Annotated in this window: 18 protein-coding genes and 1 tRNA gene; 13 read left to right on the forward strand and 6 right to left on the reverse strand. The window is 69.0% G+C overall.

What is annotated here, in order from left to right; translation table 11 throughout:
* Nucleotides 1-32 precede the first annotated feature (32 nt).
* Entirely contained in the window at nt 33-1,700 is a 1,668-nt protein-coding gene (locus OG488_RS09180) for a lytic murein transglycosylase (RefSeq protein ID WP_329227633.1), read from the reverse strand.
* Nucleotides 1,701-1,886: 186 nt separating this feature from the next.
* Between OG488_RS09180 and OG488_RS09185 the strand changes: the two genes are divergently transcribed.
* Nucleotides 1,887-2,756 carry a DUF4184 family protein gene (locus tag OG488_RS09185; protein ID WP_329227634.1) on the forward strand — a complete coding sequence of 290 codons (870 nt, stop codon included), beginning with the start codon at nt 1,887-1,889 and terminating at the stop codon, nt 2,754-2,756.
* 25 nt (nt 2,757-2,781) lie between these two features.
* Here OG488_RS09185 and polA read toward each other — a convergent pair whose 3' ends face one another.
* Complete coding sequence (gene polA / locus OG488_RS09190; RefSeq protein WP_329227635.1) at nt 2,782-5,493, reverse strand: DNA polymerase I; 2,712 nt, start codon at nt 5,491-5,493, stop codon at nt 2,782-2,784.
* 253 nt (nt 5,494-5,746) lie between these two features.
* Between polA and OG488_RS09195 the strand changes: the two genes are divergently transcribed.
* From OG488_RS09195 to OG488_RS09225, 7 genes are all read left to right on the forward strand, one after another.
* Nucleotides 5,747-8,017: an FdhF/YdeP family oxidoreductase gene (locus OG488_RS09195; protein WP_329227637.1), complete on the forward strand. Its 2,271-nt coding sequence runs from the start codon at nt 5,747-5,749 to the stop codon at nt 8,015-8,017.
* 80 nt (nt 8,018-8,097) lie between these two features.
* A complete protein-coding gene (locus OG488_RS09200) occupies nt 8,098-8,568 on the forward strand; it encodes a PaaI family thioesterase (protein WP_329227639.1) in 471 nt (156 codons plus the stop codon).
* Nucleotides 8,569-9,161: 593 nt separating this feature from the next.
* On the forward strand, nt 9,162-10,397 hold the full coding sequence (locus OG488_RS09205) for a branched-chain amino acid ABC transporter substrate-binding protein (RefSeq protein ID WP_329227641.1): 1,236 nt from the start codon (nt 9,162-9,164) through the stop codon (nt 10,395-10,397).
* 99 nt (nt 10,398-10,496) lie between these two features.
* A complete protein-coding gene (locus OG488_RS09210; protein ID WP_014156835.1) occupies nt 10,497-11,429 on the forward strand; it encodes a branched-chain amino acid ABC transporter permease in 933 nt (310 codons plus the stop codon).
* Nucleotides 11,430-11,434: 5 nt separating this feature from the next.
* Nucleotides 11,435-13,168 carry a branched-chain amino acid ABC transporter permease gene (locus tag OG488_RS09215; protein ID WP_329238533.1) on the forward strand — a complete coding sequence of 578 codons (1,734 nt, stop codon included), beginning with the start codon at nt 11,435-11,437 and terminating at the stop codon, nt 13,166-13,168.
* Nucleotides 13,169-13,173: 5 nt separating this feature from the next.
* Nucleotides 13,174-14,106, forward strand: coding sequence for an ABC transporter ATP-binding protein (locus OG488_RS09220; RefSeq protein WP_329238535.1), 933 nt, complete (start codon nt 13,174-13,176; stop codon nt 14,104-14,106).
* A complete protein-coding gene (locus tag OG488_RS09225) occupies nt 14,103-14,819 on the forward strand; it encodes an ABC transporter ATP-binding protein (protein ID WP_329227643.1) in 717 nt (238 codons plus the stop codon). Before OG488_RS09220 ends, OG488_RS09225 begins: the two co-directional genes overlap by 4 nt.
* Nucleotides 14,820-14,902: 83 nt before the next feature.
* Here the strand turns inward: OG488_RS09225 and OG488_RS09230 are convergent, their stop codons facing one another.
* Complete coding sequence (locus OG488_RS09230) at nt 14,903-15,559, reverse strand: ANTAR domain-containing response regulator (RefSeq protein WP_103516878.1); 657 nt, start codon at nt 15,557-15,559, stop codon at nt 14,903-14,905.
* Nucleotides 15,560-15,653: 94 nt separating this feature from the next.
* Here OG488_RS09230 and OG488_RS09235 point away from each other — a divergent pair.
* Nucleotides 15,654-15,737 (forward strand) — tRNA-Leu (locus tag OG488_RS09235).
* Nucleotides 15,738-15,820: 83 nt separating this feature from the next.
* A complete protein-coding gene (locus OG488_RS09240; protein WP_329227647.1) occupies nt 15,821-16,609 on the forward strand; it encodes a helix-turn-helix domain-containing protein in 789 nt (262 codons plus the stop codon).
* Between the two features lie 6 nt (nt 16,610-16,615).
* Here OG488_RS09240 and pyk read toward each other — a convergent pair whose 3' ends face one another.
* The gene (pyk, locus tag OG488_RS09245) at nt 16,616-18,049 is read right to left on the reverse strand and encodes a pyruvate kinase (RefSeq protein WP_329227649.1); all 1,434 of its coding nucleotides are present in this window, start codon (nt 18,047-18,049) and stop codon (nt 16,616-16,618) included.
* Nucleotides 18,050-18,297: 248 nt separating this feature from the next.
* Here pyk and OG488_RS09250 point away from each other — a divergent pair, with 248 nt between their 5' ends.
* From OG488_RS09250 to OG488_RS09260, 3 genes are all read left to right on the forward strand, one after another.
* A complete protein-coding gene (locus OG488_RS09250) occupies nt 18,298-20,109 on the forward strand; it encodes a bifunctional metallophosphatase/5'-nucleotidase (RefSeq protein ID WP_329227651.1) in 1,812 nt (603 codons plus the stop codon).
* Nucleotides 20,110-20,393: 284 nt separating this feature from the next.
* Nucleotides 20,394-21,359 (forward strand): SDR family NAD(P)-dependent oxidoreductase, encoded by a 966-nt coding sequence (locus tag OG488_RS09255; protein WP_329238538.1) that lies wholly within the window; start codon nt 20,394-20,396, stop codon nt 21,357-21,359.
* 177 nt (nt 21,360-21,536) lie between these two features.
* Nucleotides 21,537-22,076, forward strand: a complete 540-nt coding sequence (locus OG488_RS09260) for a hypothetical protein (RefSeq protein ID WP_329227653.1) — start codon at nt 21,537-21,539, stop codon at nt 22,074-22,076.
* Nucleotides 22,077-22,146: 70 nt separating this feature from the next.
* Here the strand turns inward: OG488_RS09260 and OG488_RS09265 are convergent, their stop codons facing one another.
* Together OG488_RS09265 and OG488_RS09270 are read right to left on the reverse strand one after the other, a co-directional pair.
* Nucleotides 22,147-23,577: a lysine N(6)-hydroxylase/L-ornithine N(5)-oxygenase family protein gene (locus tag OG488_RS09265; protein ID WP_329227654.1), complete on the reverse strand. Its 1,431-nt coding sequence runs from the start codon at nt 23,575-23,577 to the stop codon at nt 22,147-22,149.
* Entirely contained in the window at nt 23,574-24,974 is a 1,401-nt protein-coding gene (locus OG488_RS09270) for a pyridoxal phosphate-dependent decarboxylase family protein (RefSeq protein ID WP_329227655.1), read from the reverse strand. Before OG488_RS09270 ends, OG488_RS09265 begins: the two co-directional genes overlap by 4 nt.
* Between the last annotated feature and the right edge of the window lie 79 nt (nt 24,975-25,053).

Below are 25,053 nucleotides of genomic sequence, written 5' to 3' on the forward strand. Positions count from 1 at the left end.
GCCGGACACCCCCTCGCCGCTGCTCCCGTGGCTCAGGCCGCGGGTGCCTCGACCTTCAGCTCGACGGTCAGCGTGGCGCCGCTCGCGGTGGTGAGCCGCAGCGTGTAGGTGCCCGCCGTCTCGTCGGCGTAGATCTTCGGGAGTTCGAGCAGCCCGTCGGCGCCGGTCGTCAGGTCCAGGGTGCGGACGGCCTTGCCGTCGGCGTCCTTGAAGTACGGACCCTTGTCGTTCTCGGCGGGCTTCTCCGCGTCGGTGATCATCGTGGCGGTGACGGCGGTGTCCGCCACCCCCGTGCCCTTGTACGCCGCCCTGACCGTGACCGGGTCGGCGAACTCTCCGCCGGGGGCGGCCGTCAGCACCTTGTCGTCGGTGCGGGCGAGGGTGTCCGCCACCCGTGCGGTGACGCTCGCCGTGTAGGTGAGGGTGCGCAGCTTGGCGGTGCCGGCCACGGCCGTCACCCTGAAGGAGCCCGTCTTCTCACCGGCGGTCAGGGCGGGGGCGACGGCGGTGCCGTCGGAGCCGGTGGTCACGGTCACGGTGCTCTTCCCGCCGGCGAAGCGGGTGTCCGTGTCGCCGGCGACGGCGAAGGTGACCGGGGCCTTGGCGAACGGGGTACCGGTCGTGCTCCTCGCACGGACCTTGACGCGCTCGGCGAACGCCTCGCCCGCCGTGGCGGTGAGGGTGCCGGTCCCGGCGTTCTCGAGACTGCCGAGCGTCGCGGGCGGCGTGGGCGGCTTCGTCGGAGGCGTGGTCGGAGGCTTCGGCGGCTTCGGGGTGGCAGGAGGCGTGGGGTCGGGGCTGTGGCCGGGCGGTGTCGGACCGGGGCTCGGCGTGCCGGTGCCGGGAGGGGTCGGCGTGGGCGACGGGGAGGACGTGCCGCCGCCCGTGCCCGCCGGGAGGACGCCCGTACCGTCCGGGACCTCGTGCGTGCCGCGCTTGTAGTAGTCGAACCAGGAGCGCACCGTGCGCAGGTACTCCGTGGAGTGGTTGTAGCTCAGCACCGCCCGGTCGAGGTCCGCGGCGAGCGACAGGTCACGGGTGCCGGCGCAGAGGTAGCGGCCGGCGGCCAGCGCCGCGTCGTAGATGTTGTTGGGGTCCTTGCGTCCGTCACCGTTGCCGTCCTGGCCCCAGGTGGCCCAGGTGGACGGGATGAACTGCATCGGGCCGACCGCGCGGTCATGGGTCGCGTCGCTGTCGTACGCCCCGCCGTCGGTGTCCTTGATCAGTGCGAAGCCCTGGCCGTTGAGAGCCGGGCCGAGGATCGGGGAGAGAGTGGTGCCGTCCGCGTCGACCTTGCCGCCGCGGGCCTGGCCCGACTCGACCTTGCCGATCGCGGCGAGGAGCTGCCACGGCAGACGGCATGCGGCGTCGGTGCCCGCGAGCTCCGTCTCGGCCTTCTTGTACGCGGCCAGGACGGACGCGGGTATGCCCGCTTCGGCGCTGCCGGTCACGGGCAGGTTCACCGAGGCGCCGGGCTTGCCGGGCGTGGTGAGCGGCGGAAGGTCCGTGTGGTAGGGCGAGTTGCCCGTGGCCGCACTGTCCTCGGACGGGGTCGCGCCGGCCGCCGTCCGGTCGTCGGCTCCGCCGTCGGTCTGCGGTGCGGCGGGAGCCTGCGATGCGGCGAGGGCCGCCACGGCGGCAGCCGCCACCGCTGTGGTGGTGGCTCCTCTGCGCAGCCTGCGGCCGAATTGCGCTGCCATACGTGTCGGTCCCTCCCCGTCGACGGCGCTCGCGCTCCCCAGCGCGAGGACTCAGGCGACCCTACGGCAACTCCTCGCGCCCGAACACCGGCCCCTGACCGGTTCTTACGGATTTCTCAGCTTCACCGCCGCCAAGTCACCAAGGTCCCCGGGAGGGGTGACACGGGCTCACGCATACTTGCCGCCATGCCGTTCACGCTCAGCCATGCCGCAGCCGTGCTCCCGGGGATCCGCAGGTCAGGCGCGGGCCGCGGGCCGCTCGTCGCCTCCGCGCTCGTCGCGGGATCGTTCGCGCCCGACCTCACCTACTACGCCGACACGGTCGTCCCCGGGGCGATGGAGTTCGGCGAGGTGACACACGCCGTGTGGGGGGTGTTCACCGTGGACGTCCTCATGACCGGCGCCCTGGTGGCACTGTGGCTGATGCTGCGTGAACCGCTCGTCGCCCTGTTGCCCGGCGCGGCGCGGGGCCGCGTGCACGTCTTCCTGCGGGGACGGCGACGGGAGCCCGGGCGCCCCGTCCTGCGCGAGGCGGCGTGGTTCGTCGTGTCGGCCGTCATCGGCTCGGGCACCCACGTCGTGTGGGACGCCTTCACCCACCACGACCGGTGGGGCACGGAGCTGATCCCCGTCCTCGGCCGCGGCGTCGGCGGCCACCCCGTCTTCCAGCTCGTGCAGTACGGGAGTTCGGCCGTGGCGCTGGTGGTCCTGGGCTGGTTCACGTACACGGCTCTGCGGCACACCGGGCCGGTCCCGGCGCCCGAGTGCGTGCCGGTGCTGGGCCGTGCCGAACGCCGGTGCGCGTGCGCGGTCCTCGCCCTGTGCGTCGTGCTGGGTGCCGTCCACCGGTGCGCCCGCTGGTACGCCTATGTCGGGCACATCGACACGCCCCTCGACATCATCCCGACGGCGTGCTTCGGCGCCGGGGCGGGCCTGGCGGCGGGCCTCGTGCTGTACGGGGTGTGGATGCGGCTGCTGCGGAAGCCGTCGGGCTCCCGGCCGCCGGAGGGGCCCCGCGCGGCGGACACCGCACGGACCCGCCCTGCCGGCCGCTGAGGCCGGCAGGGCGCCGGGCACACTCCTAGTGGGCGGCCGTCTCCCAGTCCTTGCCGACGCCGACCGAGACGTCGAGCGGCGCACGGAGCTCGACCGCCGTGGACATCTCCCGGCGCAGGATCTCCTCGACCTGCTTCCGCTCGCCCTCCGCGATCTCCAGGACGATTTCGTCGTGGACCTGGAGCAGCATGCGTGACGTCAGCTCCGCCTCCGCCAGCGCACGGTCCACCTTGAGCATCGCGACCTTCACGATGTCGGCGGCCGTCCCCTGGATCGGCGCGTTGAGCGCCATCCGCTCGGCGGCCTCGCGCCGCTGGCGGTTGTCGCTGTTGAGGTCCGGGAGGTAGCGGCGGCGGCCGAGGATCGTCTCCGTGTACCCGGTGGACCTGGCCTCCTCCACGACCCGGTGGAGGTAGTCACGCACCCCGCCGAACCGCAGGAAGTAGGTGTCCATCAGGCCGCGCGCCTCGCCGGCCTCGATGTTCAGCTGCTGGGAGAGGCCGAACGCGGAGAGCCCGTAGGCCAGTCCGTACGACATCGCCTTGATCTTGCGGCGCATCTCGGCGTCGACGGCCGTCTTCTCCACGCCGAACACCTGCGAGGCGACCGTCGTGTGCAGGTCCTCCCCGGAGGTGAACGCCTCGATGAGACCGGCGTCCTCGGAGAGGTGCGCCATCACCCGCAGCTCGATCTGGCTGTAGTCGGCCGTCATCAGCGTCTCGAAGCCCTCGCCGACGACGAAGCCCCGGCGGATCGCCCGCCCCTCGTCCGTACGGACGGGGATGTTCTGCAGGTTGGGGTCGGTCGACGAGAGCCGGCCCGTCGCCGCGACCGTCTGGTTGAACGTGGTGTGGATACGGCCGTCCGCACCGATCGTCTTGACCAGACCCTCGACGGTGACCCGCAGCTTCGCCTGCTCACGGTGGCGCAGCATGATGACCGGCAGCTCGTGCTCGGTCTGCGCGGCCAGCCACGCCAGCGCGTCCGCGTCGGTCGTGTAGCCCGTCTTCGTCTTCTTCGTCTTCGGCAGGGCCAGCTCGCCGAAGAGGACCTCCTGGAGCTGCTTGGGCGAGCCGAGGTTGAACTCACGGCCCACCGCGGCGTACGCCTCCTTCACCGCCTGCTGCACCGCACCGGCGAACTGCTGCTCCATGCCCTCCAGATGCGCCCGGTCGGCGGCGATGCCGTGCCGCTCCAGCCGGGCCAGCATGATCGACGTCGGCAGCTCCATGTCGTACAGCAGCTCGGTGGCACCGACCTCCTTCAGGCGTGCCGTGAAGGCGTCCCCGAGGTCCAGCACGGCACGGGCCTGCGCCATCAGCGCGTCGGCCTCCGCGCGGTCGTCCGCGCCGAAGGCCAGCTGCCCGTCGGAGGCCGGGGCGGGCGCCAGCTCCCGGCCGAGGTACTCCACGGCCAGCGCGTCCAGGGCGAAGGAACGGCGGCCCGGCTTGACGAGATAGGCGGCGAGCGCGGTGTCCATCGTGATGCCCTCCAGCCGCCAGCCCTGCTCGGGGAAGACCCGCAGGGCGTTCTTGGCGTTGTGGAGTACCTTGGGCCGCGCCGGGTCCGCGAGCCAGGCCGCCAGGGCCTGCTCGTCGGCCTCGTCGAGCTCGGCCGGGTCCAGCCAGGCGGCGGCCCCGTCGGCGGCGGCGAGCGCGACCTCGGTGACCGTGCCCGTGCCCAGCGACCACGTGTCGACGGTCATCACACCGAGCGGCTGCCCGCCGTGGGCCTCCAGCCACGGGGCGACCTCGCCCGACCCCAGCACCGCACCGTCCAGCTCGATCCCGGCCAGGGGCTCCGGCGGGCCGGCCTCCTCCGCCCCCGGGTCCACGGCGAGCAGCCGCTCGCGCAGGCTCGGGTTACGGATCTCCAGGACGTCCAGCACGCCGGTGACGGCCGTGCGGTCGTACGGGGCGCGCTCCAGCTCGGCCGGGACCTTGGGCAGCTCCACGTCACGGACCATCTCGGTCAGCACACGGTTCATCTTCACCGCGTCCAGGTGGTCCCGGAAGTTCTGGCCGGCCTTGCCCTTGACCTCGTCGGCCCGCTCGACCAGCTCCGCGAACGAACCGAACTGGTTGATCCACTTCGCCGCCGTCTTCTCCCCCACACCGGGGATGCCCGGGAGGTTGTCCGACGGGTCACCCCGCAGCGCCGCGAAGTCCGGGTACTGGGCCGGGGTGAGGCCGTACTTCTCCTCGACCTTCTCCGGGGTGAAGCGCGTCAGCTCCGAGACGCCCTTCGTCGGGTAGAGCACCGTCACGTTGTCCGTGATCAGCTGGAACGAATCCCGGTCACCGGTGACGATCAGCACCTCGAAGCCCGCCGCCTCGGCCTGCGTCGCCAGCGTCGCGATGACGTCGTCCGCCTCGAAGCCGTCCACCGCGAACCGGTCCGCGTGCATCGCGTCCAGCAGCTCGCCGATCAGCTCGACCTGCCCCTTGAACTCGTCGGGGGTCTTGGAGCGGTTCGCCTTGTACTCAGGGAACTCCGTCGCGCGCCACGTCTTGCGCGACACGTCGAACGCGACCGCGAAATGCGTGGGCGCCTCGTCGCGCAGCGTGTTCGCCAGCATCGACATGAAGCCGTACACGGCATTCGTCGGCTGCCCCGTCGCCGTCGTGAAATTCTCCGCGGGCAGGGCGAAGAACGCCCGGTACGCCAGGGAGTGCCCGTCCATCAGGAGCAGGCGCGGTCGGTTGTCTGCCGTCTTCTTCGATGCCGTCTCAGCCACGCCCCCGATCCTGCCACGGACCACCGACAATCCGGACCGGCCACCGCCCCGCACCGCCCCGATCCCCCACTACCACGCCCCCGGGACCGGGCCCGCGGCCTCCCCGCTTCCCGCGGAGCACCCCGGCACGCGTGCATGACAGGATCGAAAGACAGCAGTGAAGGCGTAAGAAGACGCGACAGGACGCCACGGCACACGGACGCGACGCGCGCCCGCCCGCACACAGGCGCCCGCAGGCTCGAAGGGGAGCACCATGGCCACCAAGCCCCCGACCGGTGACCCGGTCCAGGACGCGCCGCAGATCGACGAGGTCCAGCACTCCGCCGCCGGACTGCCCGCCATCGCCCACACCCTGCGCGCCGCGCAGCAGCAGATGGGCCTCCGGCGCACCGCTCGGACCCTCCTCAAGGTCAACCAGAAGGACGGCTTCGACTGCCCCGGCTGCGCCTGGCCCGAGGGCGACAAGCGGCACACCGCCGAATTCTGCGAGAACGGCGCCAAGGCCGTCGCCGAGGAGGCGACCCTGCGCCGCGTCACCCCCGACTTCCTCGCCGCCCACCCCGTCGCCGACCTGGCCGGCCGCAGCGGCTACTGGCTCGGCCAGCAGGGACGCATCACGCAACCTGTGTATCTGCCCGAGGGCGCCGACCGGTACGAGGCCGTGACCTGGGAGCGCGCCTTCGAGATCGTCGCCGAGGAGCTCACCGCCCTCGCCTCACCGGACGAGGCGCTCTTCTACACCTCCGGCCGCACCAGCAACGAGGCCGCCTTCCTCCTCCAGCTCCTCGCCCGGGAGTTCGGCACCAACAACCTGCCCGACTGCTCCAACATGTGCCACGAGTCCTCCGGCTCCGCACTCACCGAGACCATAGGAATAGGCAAGGGCAGCGTCAGCCTCGAAGACCTCCACCGGGCCGACCTGATCATCGTCGCCGGACAGAACCCCGGCACCAACCACCCCCGGATGCTCTCCGCCCTCGAACAGGCCAAGTCCGCCGGAGCGAAGATCATCTCGGTGAATCCGCTGCCCGAGGCCGGCCTCGAACGGTTCAAGAATCCCCAGACGGCCCGCGGCATGCTCAAGGGCACCGCCCTCACCGACCTCTTCCTCCAGATACGCATCGGCGGCGACCAGGCACTCTTCCGCCTGCTCAACAAGATGATCATCGAGACCGACGGAGCCGTCGACACCGGCTTCGTCACCGAGCACACCCACGGCTACGAAGCATTCGCCCAGGCCGCCCGCGACGCCGACTGGGACGAGACCCTCACCGCCACCGGCCTCGACCGCGACACCATCGAGCAGGCGCTCGCCATGATCCTCGCCTCGGAGCGCACCATCGTCTGTTGGGCCATGGGCCTCACCCAGCACAAGCACTCCGTGCCGACCATCCGCGAAGTCGTCAACCTCCTCCTCCTGCGCGGCAACATCGGCAGGCCCGGCGCCGGAGTCTGCCCCGTACGCGGCCACTCCAACGTCCAGGGCGACCGCACCATGGGCATCTTCGAACGCCCCGCCCCCGCCTTCCTCGACGCCCTCGACCGGGAATTCGGCATCACGTCACCACGCCACCACGGCTACGACGTCGTACGGTCCATCCAGGCGCTCCGCGACGGCGACGCCAAGGTCTTCTTCGCCATGGGCGGCAACTTCGTCGGCGCCACCCCCGACACCGCCGTCACCGAAGCCGCCATGCGCCGCGCCCGCCTCACCGTGCACGTCTCCACCAAACTCAACCGCTCGCACGCCGTCACCGGCACCCGCGCCCTGATCCTGCCCACCCTCGGCCGCACCGACAAGGACGTCCAGGCCGGCGGGAAACAGTTCGTCACCGTCGAGGACTCCATGGGCATGGTCCACTCCTCCCGCGGCAACCTCACCCCCGCGAGCCCCCACCTGCTCTCCGAACCCGCCATCGTCGCCCGCCTCGCCCGCGCCGTCCTCGGACCCGCCTCCACCACCCCCTGGGAGGAGTTCGAGAAGGACTACGGCACGATCCGCGACCGCATAGCCCGCGTCGTCCCCGGCTTCGAGGACTTCAACACCCGCGTCGCCCGCCCCGGCGGCTTCACCCTCCCCCACGCCCCCCGCGACGAACGCCGCTTCCCCACCGCCACCGGCAAAGCCAACTTCACCGCCGCGCCCGTCGAGTACCCCGAACTCCCCGCAGGCCGGCTGCTGCTCCAGACCCTGCGCTCCCACGACCAGTACAACACCACGATCTACGGCCTCGACGACCGCTACCGCGGCATCAAGGGCGGCCGCCGCATCGTCATGGTCAACCCCGAGGACGCCCACGCCCTCGGCCTCGCCGACGGCTCCTACACCGACCTCGTCAGCGAATGGAAGGACGGCGTCGAACGCCGCGCCCCCGGCTTCCGCGTCGTCCACTACCCCACCGCCCGGGGCTGCGCCGCCGCGTACTACCCGGAGACCAACGTCCTCGTCCCCCTCGACGCCACCGCGGACACCAGCAACACCCCGGCCAGCAAGTCGGTCGTCGTCCGCTTCGAGACCACCTGAGCACTAAGCGCACGCTCAGCCGTCTGATAAGAACAGTGCACACAGCAACGAACGACCGCACACGATCGGAGCCGGACCCCATGGGCGAGCACACCGCACCCACGTTCCCGCAGGAGATCATCGACGAGTACGCGGCACTCGGCGTCGACCTCCCGGCACTCTTCTCCGCCGGACACCTCGGCGAACGCATGGGCGTCACGATCGTCGAGGCCTCCGCCGACCGCGTCGTGGGCACCATGCCCGTCGAGGGCAACACCCAGCCCTACGGACTGCTCCACGGCGGCGCCTCCGCCGTCCTCGCCGAGACCCTGGGCTCCATCGGCTCCATGCTCCACGGCGGCGCCACCAAGATCGCCGTCGGCGTCGACCTGAACTGCACCCACCACCGCGGCGCCCGCAGCGGCCTCGTCACCGGCACCGCCACCCCCGTCCACCGCGGCCGCTCCACCGCCACGTACGAGATCGTCATCACGGACGAGCACGACAAGCGGGTCTGCACCGCCCGCCTCACCTGCCTGCTCCGCGACGCCGCCGGCCCCGCCGGAGGCTGACCACCCCGCCCAACACCCCACTGCCCGGCCGGAAAGCACACCGCATTCCGGACCGGGCAGACCCATATCCGAAACTTTTCACCGAAGTTGACGGACACGCACGGTCAACACCCTTGACCCCCGCTCCCGTTCCATGAGCCACTTCAACTGCGACACCACCCCCGCGCCGCATCAAACCCTTCGCACGGATGTAACACTGCGTAACACGTGTGCAATACACGCAAAACGCCGCGCGCCCCGGCCCCACCCACCCGGCCGACCACCCCCGCGCCCGTTGCGCCCCGATTCGCGCGACAGCACCAAGATCACCCCAAGCCCCTTAGCAGAGCTGCGGGTTCTCACCATGCGGTCATCTCACCGCCCGGGCAAATGCCCTACATCTCCACACTGCGGCCAACAAGTCTTCCCCACGGCATAACAAGACAGTCACATCATCACCGGACCCATCCCGCACCCCCTCACCTGCCCATAGAGTCACGGCCAGTCACCGCGCCGCCGGGCGTGTCTGCTGCACGGCCCTGTATCCACCAGTACAGCCCGGCGTAGTCACGGCACCTCACGCAGAGGAGGCCGCGCCAGGGAAAGGACCTTTCGTGCGACACCGTTCTTTGATCATCCTCACCACCGTGCTCACCACCGGTGCACTCACCCTCACCGCCTGCGGATCGCGCGACGACGACAGCAAGGACAAGAGCGCCAGCGGCGGCAAGACCACCGTCGTCATCGGTGTCGACGCCCCGCTCACCGGCTCCCTCTCCGCACTCGGCCAGGGCATCAAGAACTCCGTGGACCTCGCGGCCAAGACCGCGAACAAGAACAACGAGGTCCCCGGCATCGAGTTCAAGATCGAAGGCCTCGACGACCAGGCCGTCCCCGCCTCCGGACAGGCCAACGCCACCAAGCTCGTCGGCATGAAGGAAGTCCTCGGAGCCGTCGGCCCCCTCAACTCCGGCGTCGCCCAGTCCATGCAGGGCGTCTTCGAGAAGGCCGGCCTCGCCCAGGTCTCCCCCGCCAACACCAACCCCGCCCTCAGCCAGGGCGACAACTGGGGCAAGGGCGACTCCAAGCGCGTCTTCAAGACGTACTTCCGCACCTGCGCCACCGACGTCGTCCAGGGCAAGTTCGCCGCCCAGTACCTGTTCAACGACGCCAAGAAGAAGAAGGTCTACGTCGTCGACGACAAGCAGACCTACGGCGCCGGCCTCGCCGCGATCTTCTCCGCGGAATTCAAGCGCCTCGGCGGCAAGGTCGTCGGCACCGACCACGTCACGGTGAAGGAGACCGACTTCTCCAGCACCGCCGACAAGGTCAAGAGCTCCGGCGCCGACTCCGTCTACTACGGCGGCCAGTACCCCGAGGGCGGCCTGCTCTCCGACCAGATCAAGAAGACCGGCGCCAAGATCCCCACCATGGGCGGCGACGGCATCTACGACCCCGCCTTCATCAGCGCCTCCGGTGAGGCCAACGACGGCGACTACGCCACCTCCGTCGGCTACCCCGTCGAGGCCCTCCCGACCGCCAAGCAGTTCATCGCGGACTACAAGGCCGGCGGCTACAAGGACCCCTTCGCCGCATACGGCGGCTACTCCTACGACGCCGGCTGGGCCATCATCCAGGCCGTCAAGGCCGTCGTCGCCGAGAACGACGGCAAGCTCCCCGAGGACGCCCGCGCCAAGGTCACCGAGGCCATGGCCAAGGTCTCCTTCGACGGCGTGACCGGCAAGGTCTCCTTCGACGAGTTCGGTGACACCACCAACAAGCAGCTCACCGTCTACGAGGTCCAGAAGGGCGCCTGGAAGGACGTCAAGAGCGCCACGTTCGAGGACTGATCACCCAGCACACCCACAGCACATGCTCCTGACCGCGCGAGGGCGCAAACAGCGCCCTCGCGCGGTGTCATATCCGACAAGCTCATCGGAGGCACTGCGGTGAACGAACTGCCGCAACAGCTGGCCAACGGTCTCGCACTCGGCGCGCTCTATGGCCTCATAGCCATCGGGTACACCATGGTGTACGGCATCGTCCAGCTCATCAATTTCGCCCACGGCGAGATCTTCATGATCGGGGGCTTCGGCGCCCTCACCACCTACCTCGCGCTCCCCAGCGGAACCTCGCTCATGGTGGTCATACCCCTCATGATCATCGGAGGTGCCATCGCCTCCGTCGCCGTGGCGACAGCCGCAGAACGCTTCGCCTACCGCCCCCTACGAGGCGCACCACGGCTGGCACCCCTCATCACCGCGATCGGCCTCTCGATCGTCCTCCAGCAGCTTGTCTGGGGCTTCTACCCCGACGCCAAGAAGCCGCGCAGCTTCCCCGAGTTCAAGGGCGAGTCGTTCAAGATCTTCGACAACCTCTACCTCCAGCGCGCCGACGCCTTCATCCTCGTCCTCGCCCCCCTGTGCATGCTCGCCCTCGGCATGTTCGTCGCCAAGAGCCGCAGCGGCCGCGCCATGCAGGCCACCGCACAGGACCCCGACACGGCCAAGCTCATGGGCATCAACACCGACCGCATCATCGTGATGGCCTTCGCCATCGGAGCCGCGTTCGCCGCCATCGCAGCCGTCGCCTACGGACTCGACAAGGGCCAGATCAACTTCGAGATGGGCTTCCTCCTCGGACTCAAAGCCTTCACCGCCGCCGTACTCGGCGGCATCGGCAACATCTACGGAGCCATGGTCGGCGGAGTCGTCCTCGGCCTCGCCGAAGCCCTCTCCATCGCCTACATCGAAGAAATCCCCGGCATGCAGCAGCTCGGCGGCGGCGCCTGGGCCAACGTCTGGGCATTCGTACTTCTCATCGTCGTCCTCCTCGTCAGGCCACAAGGCCTGCTCGGTGAGCGCGTCGCGGATCGGGCGTGAGAGCCATGACAACCGACACCACCACAACCGCCGCCGCCACCCCGGCCACCACCGAATCCCGGACCACGGCACTGCGCGGCCTCACCGCCCTCGGCGGCATCGCCACCATCGCCAGCACCTTCATGTCCTGGACCTACACCGACAAGTTCCCCGGCGACCTCACCGTCTACGGCTACCCCGGCGGCCTCCAGGTCCTCACCCTCACCGCGGGCATCCTCGTACTCCTGTACGCAGTCGCCGCCCTCGGCATCCGCGGCACCCGCTGGATCGCACCCACCGGCACCACCAGAGCCCTCCAGCTCCTCGCCCTCGGCGCCTTCGGCACCACCTGGTTCACCGTCATCGCCATCACCGTCGAACTCGGCGGCGTCGTCAACCTCGAACCCGGCGGCTTCGTCGCAGCAGTGGCCTCCGCCATCCCGCTCGCCGCGTTCCTCCTCCCCGACGACACCCACAAAGCAGCACGCCCCAAGGAACTCCCCTCCTGGGCCGAGATCCTCATCATCGTCGCCGCCTTCGGCACCGGCCTCTTCGTCGTCACCTACGGCATCGACACCGAATACGCCGAACTCTTCACCGGCTACATGATCACCGCCGGCTTCGCCGTCGGCGCCCTCTTCAAATCCGGCCTCATGGCCCGGCTCTCGGCACTCACCACCAAGTACCGCTCCATCGCCGTCGCCGCCGCCTTCGTCGCCGCCGCAGCATTCCCCTTCACCCAGAGCACCGACCAGTTCACCCTCATCGCGGTCAACATCCTCATCTTCGCGACCGTCGCACTCGGACTGAACATCGTCGTCGGCCTCGCCGGACTCCTCGACCTCGGATACGTCGCCTTCCTCGGCGTCGGCGCCTACACCGCAGCCCTCGTCTCCGGCACCACCGCCTCCGCCTTCGACGTCCACTTCCCCTTCTGGGCAGCGGTCCTCACCGGCGCAGCCGTCTCCCTCATCTTCGGCGTCGTCATCGGCGCCCCCACCCTCCGCCTCCGCGGCGACTACCTCGCCATCGTCACCCTCGGCTTCGGCGAGATCTTCCGCATCACCGTCGGCAACCTCGACGGCGTCTCCGGACCCCAGGTCACCAACGGCCCCAACGGCGTACCCAACATCCCCGACCTCGTCTTCTTCGGATACGACTTCGGCGAATCCCACACCGTCCTCGGCTTCGAACTCGGCGGATACGCCAACTACTACCTACTCATGCTCCTCGCGATGATCCTCGTGGTCCTCGTCTTCAGCCGCGCAGGCAGCTCCCGCATCGGCCGCGCCTGGGTCGCCATCCGCGAGGACGAGACCGCCGCCACCGCCATGGGCATCAACGGCTTCCGCGTCAAACTCATCGCCTTCGCCCTCGGCGCCACCCTCGCCGGCCTCGCCGGCACCGTCCAGGCCCACGTACAGAGCACCGTCGTCCCGGAGATGTACGTCTTCGCCGGACCCGTGCCGCCCAACTCCGCCTTCCTCCTCGCCGCAGTCATCCTCGGCGGCATGGGAACCATCAGCGGACCCCTCATCGGCGCCACCCTCCTGTACATGATCCCCGCGAAGCTGCAGTTCCTCCAGGACTACCAGCTCCTCGGCTTCGGCCTCGCACTCATCCTGCTGATGCGCTTCCGCCCCGAAGGCCTCATCGCCAACCGGCGCGCCCAGCTCGAATTCCACGAGACCGGCCAACTCGACACACCCGAGGGCACCCTGCCCGAATCCGGCGTCGGCACCGTGAAGGCGGGGGCGTGAACACCATGACGACCACCACCGAAACCACCACGCCCGTCCTCGACGCAAGCGGCGTCACCATGCGCTTCGGCGGCCTCACCGCCGTACGCGACGTCGACCTCACCGTCAACGCAGGCGAGATCGTCGGCCTCATCGGCCCCAACGGCGCCGGCAAGACCACCTTCTTCAACTGCCTCACCGGCCTCTACGTCCCCACCGAGGGCAAAGTCCGGTACAAGGGCACCGTCCTGCCCCCCAAGCCCCACCTCGTCACCCAGGCAGGCATCGCCCGCACCTTCCAGAACATCCGGCTCTTCGCCAACATGACCGTCCTGGAGAACGTCCTCGTCGGACGCCACACCAGGACCAAGGAAGGCCTCTGGTCCGCCCTCCTGCGCGGACCCGGATTCAAGAAGGCCGAAGCCGCCTCCCACGCACGCGCCATGGAACTCCTCGAGTTCATCGGCCTCCAGGACAAGGCCGACCACCTCGCGCGCAACCTCCCCTACGGAGACCAGCGCAAACTGGAGATCGCCCGCGCCCTCGCCAGCGACCCCGGCCTCCTCCTCCTGGACGAGCCCACCGCCGGCATGAACCCGCAGGAAACCCGCGTCACCGAAGAACTCATCTTCGCCATCCGCGACATGGGCATCGCCGTACTCGTCATCGAGCACGACATGCGCTTCATCTTCAACCTCTGCGACCGCGTCGCCTGCCTCGTGCAGGGCGAGAAACTCGTCGAGGGCACCCCCTCCGTCGTCCAGAGCGACGAACGCGTCATCGCCGCCTACCTCGGCACCCCCTTCGAAGGGGACTCCCCGAAGCAGACCGACGCACCCGCGAAGGCCGACGCACCCGAGCCGCAGCCGGCCCCCGCGACCGGCACCGCACCGGAAGCCGAAGCCCCCGGAACGGACAAGGCGGAACGCACCACCAGCACAGAAGGGGAAGGCCAGTGACCGCACTGCTCGAGGTCGAGGACCTCAGGGTCGCCTACGGCAAGATCGAAGCCGTCAAGGGAATCTCCTTCACCGTCGAAGCCGGGCAGGTCGTCACCCTCATCGGCACCAACGGCGCCGGCAAGACCACCACCCTGCGCACCCTCTCCGGCCTCCTCAAGCCCTCCGGCGGCCGGATCCTCTTCGACGGGAAACCCCTCAGCGGGATCCCCGCCCACAAGATCGTGGCACTGGGCCTCGCCCACTCCCCCGAGGGCCGCCACATCTTCCCCCGCCTCAGCATCACGGAGAACCTCCAGCTCGGAGCGTTCCTCCGCACCGACAAAGCGGGCATCGAGAAGGACATCCAGCGCGCCTACGACCTCTTCCCCATCCTCGGGGAACGACGCAAGCAGGCCGCCGGAACCCTCTCGGGCGGCGAGCAGCAGATGCTCGCCATGGGACGCGCGCTCATGTCCCAGCCCAAGCTCCTCATGCTCGACGAACCCTCCATGGGCCTCTCCCCGATCATGATGCAGAAGATCATGGAGACCATCGTCGAGCTCAAGGCATCGGGCACGACGATCCTGCTCGTCGAGCAGAACGCCCAGGCCGCCCTCTCCCTCGCGGACCAGGGCCACGTCATGGAGGTCGGCAAGGTCGTCCTCTCCGGCACCGGCGCCGACCTGCTCCACGACGAGTCGGTCCGCAAGGCCTACCTCGGCGAGGACTGAGCACCACCCCACGCCCCACGAGAAGGGCCCGCTCCCGGAACGTCCCGGGAGCGGGCCCTTCTCCTGTACGGCTGCGCGGCTGCCTACTCGGCGGCCTTCTTCTTCTCGTCGGCGTCCTCGATCAGCGCCTCGGCCAGCTGCTGCATCGACATCCGCCGGTCCATCGACGTCTTCTGGATCCAGCGGAACGCGGCCGGCTCCGACAGCCCGTAGTCCGTCTGCAGAATGCTCTTCGCCCGGTCCACCAGCTTCCGGGTCTCCAGCCGCTGCGACAGGTCCGCGATCTCGCTCTCCAGCGCCTTCAGCTCCGCGAACCGGGACACGGCCATCTCGATGGCCGGAACCACATCGCTCTTGCTGAACGGCTTCACCAGATACGCCATCGCCCCGGCGTCCCGGGCCCGCTCGACCAGATCCCGCTGCGAGAACGCCGTCAGCATCAGAACCGGGGCGATCGACTCCTCGGTGATCTTCTCGGCGGCGGAGATCCCGTCGAGGACCGGCATCTTCACATCGAGGATCACGAGGTCGGGACGGTGCTCCCGGGCCAGCTCGACGGCCTGCTGCCCGTCCCCGGCCTCGCCGACGACCGAGTAGCCCTCTTCCTCCAGCATCTCTTTGAGGTCGAGGCGGATCAGCGCCTCGTCCTCGGCGATGACGACGCGGGTCGTCAGCGGCGGGACGTGCGACTTGTCGTCGTCGACGGCGTCTACGGGCTGGGGCGACTCGGGCGTGGTCACGGGGCTCCTTGGTATGGGGCATGTACTGCTGCGGAGCAGCCTACCTACCTGCCATGCCCTACGGTCACCAGGTACACTTCTGTCCGGCTAGCGAGCCGGGTTGGCGCAATTGGCGGACGCGGAGGTCTCAAACACCTCTGCCCGAAAGGGCATGTGGGTTCGAATCCCATACCCGGCACATCATGAATGCGGATGCTCACGTTCTCGTGAACATCCGCATTCTGCTGCCCATCGCGTCGTGATGTCACACAGAGTGGCGGCATGATCTTCCATGGAATGGAAGTGCGCCAGAAGGCGCTCGACCTTCTCAATACCGGCACGCCGGGCGCTGAAGTCGCTCGCCGACTAAATGTGCCGCGCGGCACGGTCTCGTACTGGCTCCATATGGAGCGCTCCAAGCGGGGCACTTGCCCGGGTGCCCGGACACCTTCTTGCCACCGGTGCGACGGCGTCGGGCTCGCCGAGTCCGCCTACATCTACCTCTTGGGCCTATACCTGGGAGACGGCCACATCAGCCAGCACGCCCAGCACCGGACGCCGAACCTGATGATCACTCTTGACGACTGCTGGCCGGGCATCCAGGACGAGGCAGAGGCGGCACTCCGCGGGGTATTCCCCGACAACGCCACGTGCCGGGTACGCAAGCCCGGCTGCCACAACATCAAGGTCTACTCCAAGCACCTTCTGTGCCTGTTCCCGCAGCACGGTCCAGGCAGGAAGCACGAGCGTGAGATCGCGCTGGAGGCCTGGCAACAGGAGCTCGTCGATGCGAACCCCTGGGCCTTCGTTCGTGGACTCATCCACTCCGACGGTTGCCGTATCACCAACTGGACCACCCGCATGGTCGGCGGAATCCGTAAGCGCTACGAGTACCCCCGGTACTGGTTCACCAACGTCTCCGACGACATCCGCCGGCTCTACACCGACACCTTGGACAAGCTCGGTATCGAGTGGACGCACTGCACCCGCGCGGGCAAGGAGTACAACATCTCCGTAGCCCGACGGGCGTCCGTCGCCCTCATGGACGCTCACGTCGGGCCGAAGTACTGACGACCGTTACTTCGGGCTGTCGTCCTCGCCGATGTGGTGTACCCGTACCAGGTTCGTCGAGCCCGCGACCCCGGGCGGGGAACCGGCCGTGATGACGACGATGTCGCCCTTCTGGCAGCGGCCGATCCGCAGCAGTTCCTCGTCGACCTGCGCCACCATCGCGTCCGTCGACTCCACGTGCGGTCCCAGGAACGTCTCGACGCCCCACGTGAGGTTCAGCTGCGCGCGGGTGGCCGGGTCCGGGGTGAAGGCGAGGAGCGGGATCGGGGAGCGGTAGCGGGAGAGGCGCTTGACGGTGTCGCCGCTCTGGGTGAAGGCCACCAGGAACTTGGCGCCGAGGAAGTCGCCCATCTCAGCTGCCGCGCGGGCGACCGCGCCGCCCTGGGTGCGGGGCTTGTTGCGGTCGGTGAGGGGCGGGAGGCCCTTGGCGAGGATGTCCTCCTCGGCGGCTTCGACGATGCGGGCCATGGTGCGGACGGTCTCGACGGGGTATTTGCCGACGCTGGTCTCGCCGGAGAGCATCACGGCGTCCGTGCCGTCGATGACGGCGTTGGCGACGTCGGAGGCCTCGGCGCGGGTGGGTCGGGAGTTGTCGATCATCGAGTCGAGCATCTGGGTGGCGACGATGACCGGCTTGGCGTTGCGCTTGGCGAGCTTGATGGCGCGCTTCTGGACGATGGGGACCTGTTCGAGGGGCATTTCGACGCCGAGGTCGCCGCGGGCGACCATGATGCCGTCGAAGGCGGCGACGATGTCGTCGATGTTGTCGACGGCCTGGGGCTTCTCGACCTTGGCGATGACGGGGAGGCGGCGGTCCTCCTCGTCCATGATGCGGTGGACGTCGTCGATGTCGCGTCCGCTGCGGACGAAGGAGAGGGCGATGACGTCGGCGCCGGTGCGGAGGGCCCAGCGGAGGTCGTCGATGTCCTTTTCGGAGAGGGCGGGGACGGAGACGGCGACTCCGGGGAGGTTGAGTCCTTTGTGGTCGGAGACCATGCCGCCTTCGATGACGGTGGTGTGGACGCGGGGTCCGTCGACGTCGGTGACTTCGAGGGTGACGCGGCCGTCGTCGATGAGGATGCGTTCGCCGGCGGTGACGTCGGCGGCGAGTCCGTCGTAGGTGGTGCCGCAGGTGGTGCGGTCGCCTTCCATGGGTTCGACGGTGATGGTGAAGTCGTCGCCGCGTTCAAGGAGTACGGGGCCTTCGGCGAAGCGGCCGAGGCGGATCTTCGGGCCTTGAAGGTCGGCGAGGATTCCTACGCTGCGGCCGGTTTCTTCGGATGCTTTGCGTACGCGGTGGTAGCGCTCTTCGTGTTCGGCGTAGGTGCCGTGGCTGAGGTTGAGGCGGGCGATGTCCATTCCCGCTTCGACGAGTGCCTTGATCTGCTCGTATGTGTCGGTTGCGGGGCCCAGGGTACAAACGATTTTTGCTCGGCGCATGGTTCGAGCCTAGACCTTACCTGCGGGTAGGTAATTGTCTCTGCGTGACTGACCAACAGCCTTTGGGTGAAGGGTTATTGACAACTGTTGAATTGTGCGGCGGCGCGCTCCGATGAGCGTGCGCCGGGTCGGTCGGGTGCGGGGTGCGGGGGTGCTGGTCACCAGATCGAAACCTGCGTGGGGTGTTGCGGGTGGGGTCGGGCGGGTCAGAATCTACGCGCGTTGTTCGCTCGAACGAGGAGTCAAGGATGCCGTTGAACCGTAGGACGTTTCTGGGCCGTTCGGCTGTCGCCGGTGCGGGTGTGGCGCTGGCGGGAGGGGTCGGGGCGGGGCCGGCGGTGGCCTCGGGGTCGCAGGGTCACGGTCATGGGCGTCCGCCGAAGCGGTACTCGTTCACGGTGATGGGGACGACGGATCTGCACGGGAACGTCTTCAACTGGGACTACTTCACGGACAAGGAGTTCGACGACAAGGCGCACAACGACGTCGGTCTGGCGAAGATCTCGACGCTGGTGAACGAGATCCGGGAGGACCGGGGCCGGAGTAACACGTTGCTGATCGATGCGGGTGACACGATCCAGGGCACGCAGCTGTCGTACTACTACGCGAAGATCGATCCGATCACGGCGAAGCGTGGGCCGGTGCATCCGATGGCGCAGGCGATGAACAAGATCGGCTATGACGCCGCGGCGTTGGGGAATCACGAGTTCAACTACGGGATTCCGGTGTTGCGGAAGTTCGAGGAGCAGTGTGATTTTCCGCTGCTGGGGGCGAATGCGCTGGATGCGAAGACGTTGCGGCCGGCGTTCGCGCCGTATGTGATCAAGCGGGTGCGTACGCCGCACGGTCGTGATGTGCGGGTGGCGGTGCTGGGGTTGACGAATCCGGGGATCGCGATCTGGGACAAGGCGAATGTGGGCGGGAAGATGGTGTTCCCGGGTCTGGAGGAGCAGGCGGCGAAGTGGGTGCCGAAGCTTCGTTCGATGGGTGCGGATGTGGTGATCGTGTCGGCGCATTCGGGTTCGTCGGGTACGTCGTCGTACGGGGATCAGTTGCCGTACGTGGAGAACGCGGCGGGTCTGGTGGCGGAGCAGGTGCCGGGGATCGACGCGATTCTGGTGGGTCACGCGCACTCGGAGATTCCTGAGTACTTCGTGACGAACAAGGAGACGGGGAAGCGGGTCGTTCTCTCGGAGCCGTTGAAGTGGGGGCAGCGGTTGACGCTGTTCGATTTTGATCTGGTGTGGGAGAAGGGTCGTTGGGTGGTCGAGAAGGTCGGTGCTTCGGTGCTGAACTCGAACGCCGTGCCGGAGGACCCGCGGATCACGTCGATGCTCGGGGATGAGCATGCGAAGGTCGTGGCGTATGTGAATCAGGTGATCGGTACGTCGGTGGCGGCGATGTCGACGGTGGATGCGCCGTGGAAGGACGAGCCGGTCATCGATCTGATCAATCTGGTGCAGGCGGAGACGGTGAAGGGGGCGCTCGCGGGTGGGGAGTACGGGGCGTTGCCTGTGCTGTCGCAGGCGGCGTGTTTCTCGCGTACGGCGGCGATTCCTGCGGGTGAGGTGACGATCAAGGATGCGGCGGGGTTGTATCCGTTCGAGAACACGTTGGAGGCGAGGCTTCTGACGGGTGCGCAGTTGAAGGATTATCTGGAGTATTCGGCGAAGTATTACGTGCAGACGGCTGCGGGGTCGCCGGTGGATACGTCGAAGTTGACGAATGCGGAGAACATTCCGGATTACAACTATGACGTGGTGTCGGGGGTGTCGTACGACATCGATATCGCGAAGCCGGTGGGTTCGCGGATCGTGGGGTTGTCGTTCGAGGGGGCGCCGGTGGATCCGGCGGCGCAGTTCGTGTTCGCGGTGAACAATTACCGGGCGAGTGGTGGGGGTAATTTCCCGCATGTGCCGGGTGCGAAGCAGTTGTGGGCGAATTCGGATGAGATCCGGAACACGATCATCGGGTGGGTGCAGGCGAAGGGTTCGGTGGATCCGGCGGAGTTCGCGTCGGTGGACTGGCGTCTGACGCGGGATGGTGTGCCGGTGTTCTGACCGGTTCGCGGTCTGCTGGTCGGTGTGGGGCGGCCGTTCTCCTTGGGGAGGGCGGCCGCCGTCTTCGTGGTGCCTGGCGGGGGCAGGCGGTTGCCGGGATCGTGCTGGGCCCCGGCTGGGTGAGTCCTGCCAGGGTGATGGTGATTCCGGGGTCTGGCCGTGTGCGGGCTGCCGCGGCTGGTGACTTCGGTGGTCTGTGGTGGTGGGTTTCAGCCGTGTGGTCGGGGACCTGGCTGGAAGCCGTGCTTGTCCTGGAGTGCGGTCCAGCGCCTAGCGTCTCGGTCATGACGACACCTCAGCGCAGGATCGGTTCGGGTTTCGGTGCCCGGAGCTCGGTGGACGATGTCTTGAGCGGGATCGATCTGTCCGGGAGGACGGCGATCGTGACGGGTGGGTATTCGGGGCTCGGTCTGGAGGCGACGCGTGCGCTGGTGGGTGCCGGGGCGCGGGTGGTGGTGCCGGCGCGGCGGCGGTCGGTCGCCGAGGAGGCTCTCGGGGGTATCGACGGTGTGGAGACCGACGACCTGGACCTGTCCGACCTGGAGAGTGTCCGGGGTTTCGCAGAGCGGTTCCTGGCCTCGGGCCGGGCGGTCGACATCATGATCAACAACGCGGGGATCATGGCGTGTCCGGAGACGAGGGTCGGTCCGGGGTGGGAGGCGCAGTTCGCGACGAATCACCTCGGTCACTTCGCGTTGGTCAACCGGTTGTGGCCTGCGATCGCGCGTGGTGGTGGCCGTGTGGTCGCGGTGTCTTCCGGTGCCCACGGGATCACGGGTGTGCGGTGGGACGATGTGCAGTTCGAGGGTGGCTACGACAGGTGGCAGGCGTACGGGCAGGCGAAGGCGGCGAACGTGCTGTTCGCGGTGCGGCTCGATGTGCTCGGCCGTGGTGCGGGGGTCAGGGCGTTCGCGGTGCATCCGGGCAGTATTCTCACGCCGCTGCAGCGGCATCTCGCGAAGGCGGACATGGTGGGCGCCGGGTGGATCGATGAGGCGGGCAACCTGACCGATCCGACGTTCAAGACGCCCGGGCAGGGCGCGGCGACGGAGGTGTGGGCGGCGGTGTCTCCTCAGCTGGTGGGGATGGGCGGGGTGTACTGCGAGGACTGCGACGTGGCTGAGCCGGCGGTCGAAGGTGTGGAGGGTGGGGTGCACGCGCATGCGACGGACGTCGGGGAGGCTGCGCGTCTGTGGGCGTTGTCGGCCGAGCTGACGGGTGTCGATGCTTTCGCGGCGGTGGCCGGGTAGGCCGACGGCTTGCGCGGTGCGGTGCAGGTGCTGTGGTGCCGAGCGCCGAGCGCCGAGGGGAAGGGCCTGGTGGGAGGGGCGGTCGTGGGTCTGCGGCGTCATGGGATCTGGGTGGATCCAGGGCTCAGCGGTCTGACGAAATGGTTCGGTGTTCCGTGGGGTGCGAGCCGGCACGAGATGATCGTCGATGTCGCGGACCGGGGCGGTGGCGGTCTCGCGCCGCTCCTTCTCGATGATGCTCTTCGGGCGCTGCATGCGCCGCTGTCCGACCGGACGGTGGAGATCCTGCTGTGCGCTGCGGTGAGCCGGGGGTACGGGCCTGGCGTCGACGGGCGGAGGTTGCTGCGGGAGATCGTGGACGTCTGTGTGGAGCGTGTGCGGCGGGATGACCCGTCCTTCGTGCCTGCGCTGCCGGGTCTCTCCGTGTACGGGGCGCTGGAGGGTGAGGTGCTGGCGCGGATCGAGGAGGCGGCCCCTGCGGTGCGCGTGGCGGTGGCCCGCGTTCCTTACCGGAGCGTCCCGGAGGTGGTGCCGTCGCTGGAGCGGTTGGTCTCCGATGTCGATCCGGATCTCGGGTACCGGCTCTTCCTTCGCGTCATGAGGGTGTATGCCGTTTCGATCACGTGGTCGCGGTTTGAGGGGTGTCTCGGTCTGGGCGGGAGGTTCGGCTGTCACGCGGAGGTGGTCGACGACGGGAGTCTTCAGATCACGGACTGACGTCCTGGCGCGCGGGGTGCCTTCGGCGGCCGTTCCTTTCCTTCGGGTGGGGGCGGCCGCCTCTGTCGTGTCAGTTGCCCTGTACGAGGGGGGTGAGTGGGCTGCCTTGTCCGGGGACGGCGGGGGTGGTGTGGGGGGTGAGGCCGAAGGTGGTGAAGGCGGTGCGTTGGGGGAGGGGGTAGGGGGTGGTGCCGGTGAGGTTGTTGAGGATGGTGGCGCTGCGCCAGGCGGCGAGGCCGAGGTCGGGGGCGCCGACTCCGTGGGTGTGGCGTTCGGCGTTCTGTACGTAGATGTTGCCGGTGAGGGTGGGGTCGAGGTCGAGGCGGAAGTCGTTGTGGATGCGGGGGCGTCCTTGGGTGTCGCGGCGGATGTGGGGGGCGATGCCGGTGAGGAGGGTGTCGAGGGGGCGTTCGCGGTAGCCGGTGGCGAGGACGACTGCGTCGGTGGTGAGGCGGCTGCGGGTGGCTTGCTGGGTGTGTTCGAGGTGGAGTTCGATGCGGTTGCCGCTGCCGGAGAGGCGGCCTGCGGTGCGGACGCTGACGCCGGGGGTGAGGGTGGCGTCGGGCCAGCCGCCGTGGAGGGTGCGGCGGTAGAGCTCGTCGTGGATGGCGGCGATGGTGTCGGTGTCGATGCCTTTGTGGAGTTGCCATTGCTGGGGGACGAGGGTGTCGCGGACGTGTTCGGGGAGTGCGTGGAAGTAGTGGGTGTAGTCGGGGGTGAAGTGTTCGAGGCCGAGTTTTGAGTACTCCATGGGTGCGAAGGCCTGGGTGCGGGCGAGCCAGTGGATCTTTTCGATGCCGCGGGGGCGGGCGCGGAGGAGGTCGAGGAAGATCTCGGCGCCGGACTGGCCTGAGCCGATGACGGTGATGTGTTCGGCCTGGAGGATCTCTTCGCGGTGGTGGAGGTAGTCGGCGGAGTGGATGACGGGGACGGCGGGGGCTTCGGCGAGGGGGCGGAGGGGTTCGGGGATGAAGGGTGCGGTGCCGACGCCGAGGGCGATGTGGCGGGTGTGGGTGCGGCGGAGTGTCCGGGCTTCGCCGTCGGGGCCGAGTTGGGTGTGGTCGACCTCGAAGAGGGAGCGGTCGGTGTTCCAGCGGATGGCGTCGACCTGGTGGTTGAAGTGGATGGTGGGGAGTTGTTCGCTGACCCAGCGGCAGTAGGCGTCGTATTCGGCGCGGTGGATGTGGAATTGCTCGGCGAAGTAGAAGGGGTAGAGGCGGTCGCGGGTGCGGAGGTAGTTGAGGAAGGTCCAGGGGCTGGTGGGGTCGGCGAGGGTGGTGAGGTCGGCGAGGAAGGGGACTTGGAGGGTGGCGCCGTCGATGAGGAGGCCGGGGTGCCAGTGGAAGGCGGGGCGTTGTTCGTAGAAGGCGGTGGTGAGGGGTTGGCCGTGGGTGGTGGGGATGCCGTGGGCGAGGGCGGCGAGGGAGAGGTTGAAGGGGCCCAGGCCGATGCCGATGAGGTCGTGGGTCCGGTCGCCTTCGGGGGTGGTCCGGTCGGTCATCGGAGGGTGCTGCCTTCCGTGGTGGCGTCTGCGTGGGCGTGGGTGACGAGGGTGAGGAGGCGGCGGAGGTCGTCGGGGGTGGTGTGGGGGTTGAGGAGGGTGGCTTTGAGCCAGAGGCCGTCGTGGGTGCGGGCGCGGCCGAGGACGGCGTGTCCTTGGGTGAGGAGGGTGCGGCGGATGGTGGCGACGGTGGTGTCGTCGGTGTGGGTGGGGCGGAAGAGGACGGTGCTGATGGTGGGGCGGTCGTAGAGCTGGAGGTCGGGGTTCTGGTCGATGAGGTCGGCGAGGTGGTGGGCGGTGGCGATGGTGCGGTCGATGAGGTCGGCGAGTCCGTCGCGGCCGAGTGCTTGGAGGGTGACGGCGATCTTGAGGGCGTCGGGGCGGCGGGTGGTGCGCAGGGAGCGGCCGAGGAGGTCGGGGAGGCCGGCGTCGGTGTCGTCGTCGGCGTTGAGGTAGGGGGCGTGGTGGTGGAGGGCGTCGAGGTCGTGGTGGTGGGGGACGGCGAGGATGCCTGCGGATGCGGGTTGCCAGCCGAGTTTGTGCAGGTCGAGGGTGACGCTGTGGGCGCGGTGGAGGCTGCGTAGGGCGTGGCGGTGGGTGGGGCTGAAGAGGAGGGGGCCGCCGTATGCGGCGTCGATGTGGAGTTCGGCGTTGTGGGTGGTGGTGAGGTCGGCGATGTCGGTGAGGGGGTCGATCTGGCCGGTGTCGGTGGTGCCTGCGGTGGCGGTGACGAGGAGGGGGCCGTGGTGGCGGGTGAGGGCGTCGCGGAGGGCGTGGGTGTCCATGACGCCGGTGGGGGCGGGGATGACGACGGGTCGGGGGAGGCCGAGGAGCCAGGCGGCGCGGGTGATGCTGTGGTGGGCGTTGGCGGCGCAGATGGTCTGGACGGGGCCGTGGCGTTCGCGGGCGAGGAGGAGGGCGAGTTGGTTGGCTTCGGTGCCGCCGGTGGTGACGAGGGCGTCGGGGTTCTGGGTGTGGGGGTAGATCTCGGCGGCGAGTGCGGTGGTGAGGGCGGCTTCGAGGGCGGAGGCGGCGGGGGCCTGGTCCCAGGAGTCCATGGAGGGGTTGAGGGCTGAGGCGGCGAGGTCGGCTGCTGCGGCGAGGGCGAGGGGTGGGGTGTGGAGGTGGGCGGCGCAGTGGGGGTGTGCGGGGTCGGCGGCGCCTTCGGCGAGTGCGGTGACGAGGGTGCGGAGGGCGTGGTGGGCGCCGGTGCCGTGGTCGGGGAGGAGGGGGCCGGTGGTGTGGTGGAGGTGGCGGGTGGTGGTGTCGGGTCCGCCGGCGGGGAGGGGGCCGCCTCGGCGGGTGGCGCCGTCGTGGAGGGCGGCGAGGACGGTGTCGAGGAGGGGGCGCAGGTGGGTGGGGCCTGCGGTGCCTCCGGCGAGGGGCGGGGTGGGCATGGGTGGTGTGGTCCTTCGGGTGCGCGGGGGCGGTCGTGCCAGCTTGTCCGGATTGCGGAGGGGGCGGCCGAAGAGCCCA

Origin of the sequence: Streptomyces sp. NBC_01460, from assembly GCF_036227405.1 — a bacterium.
Classification (GTDB): Bacteria; Actinomycetota; Actinomycetes; order Streptomycetales; family Streptomycetaceae; genus Streptomyces.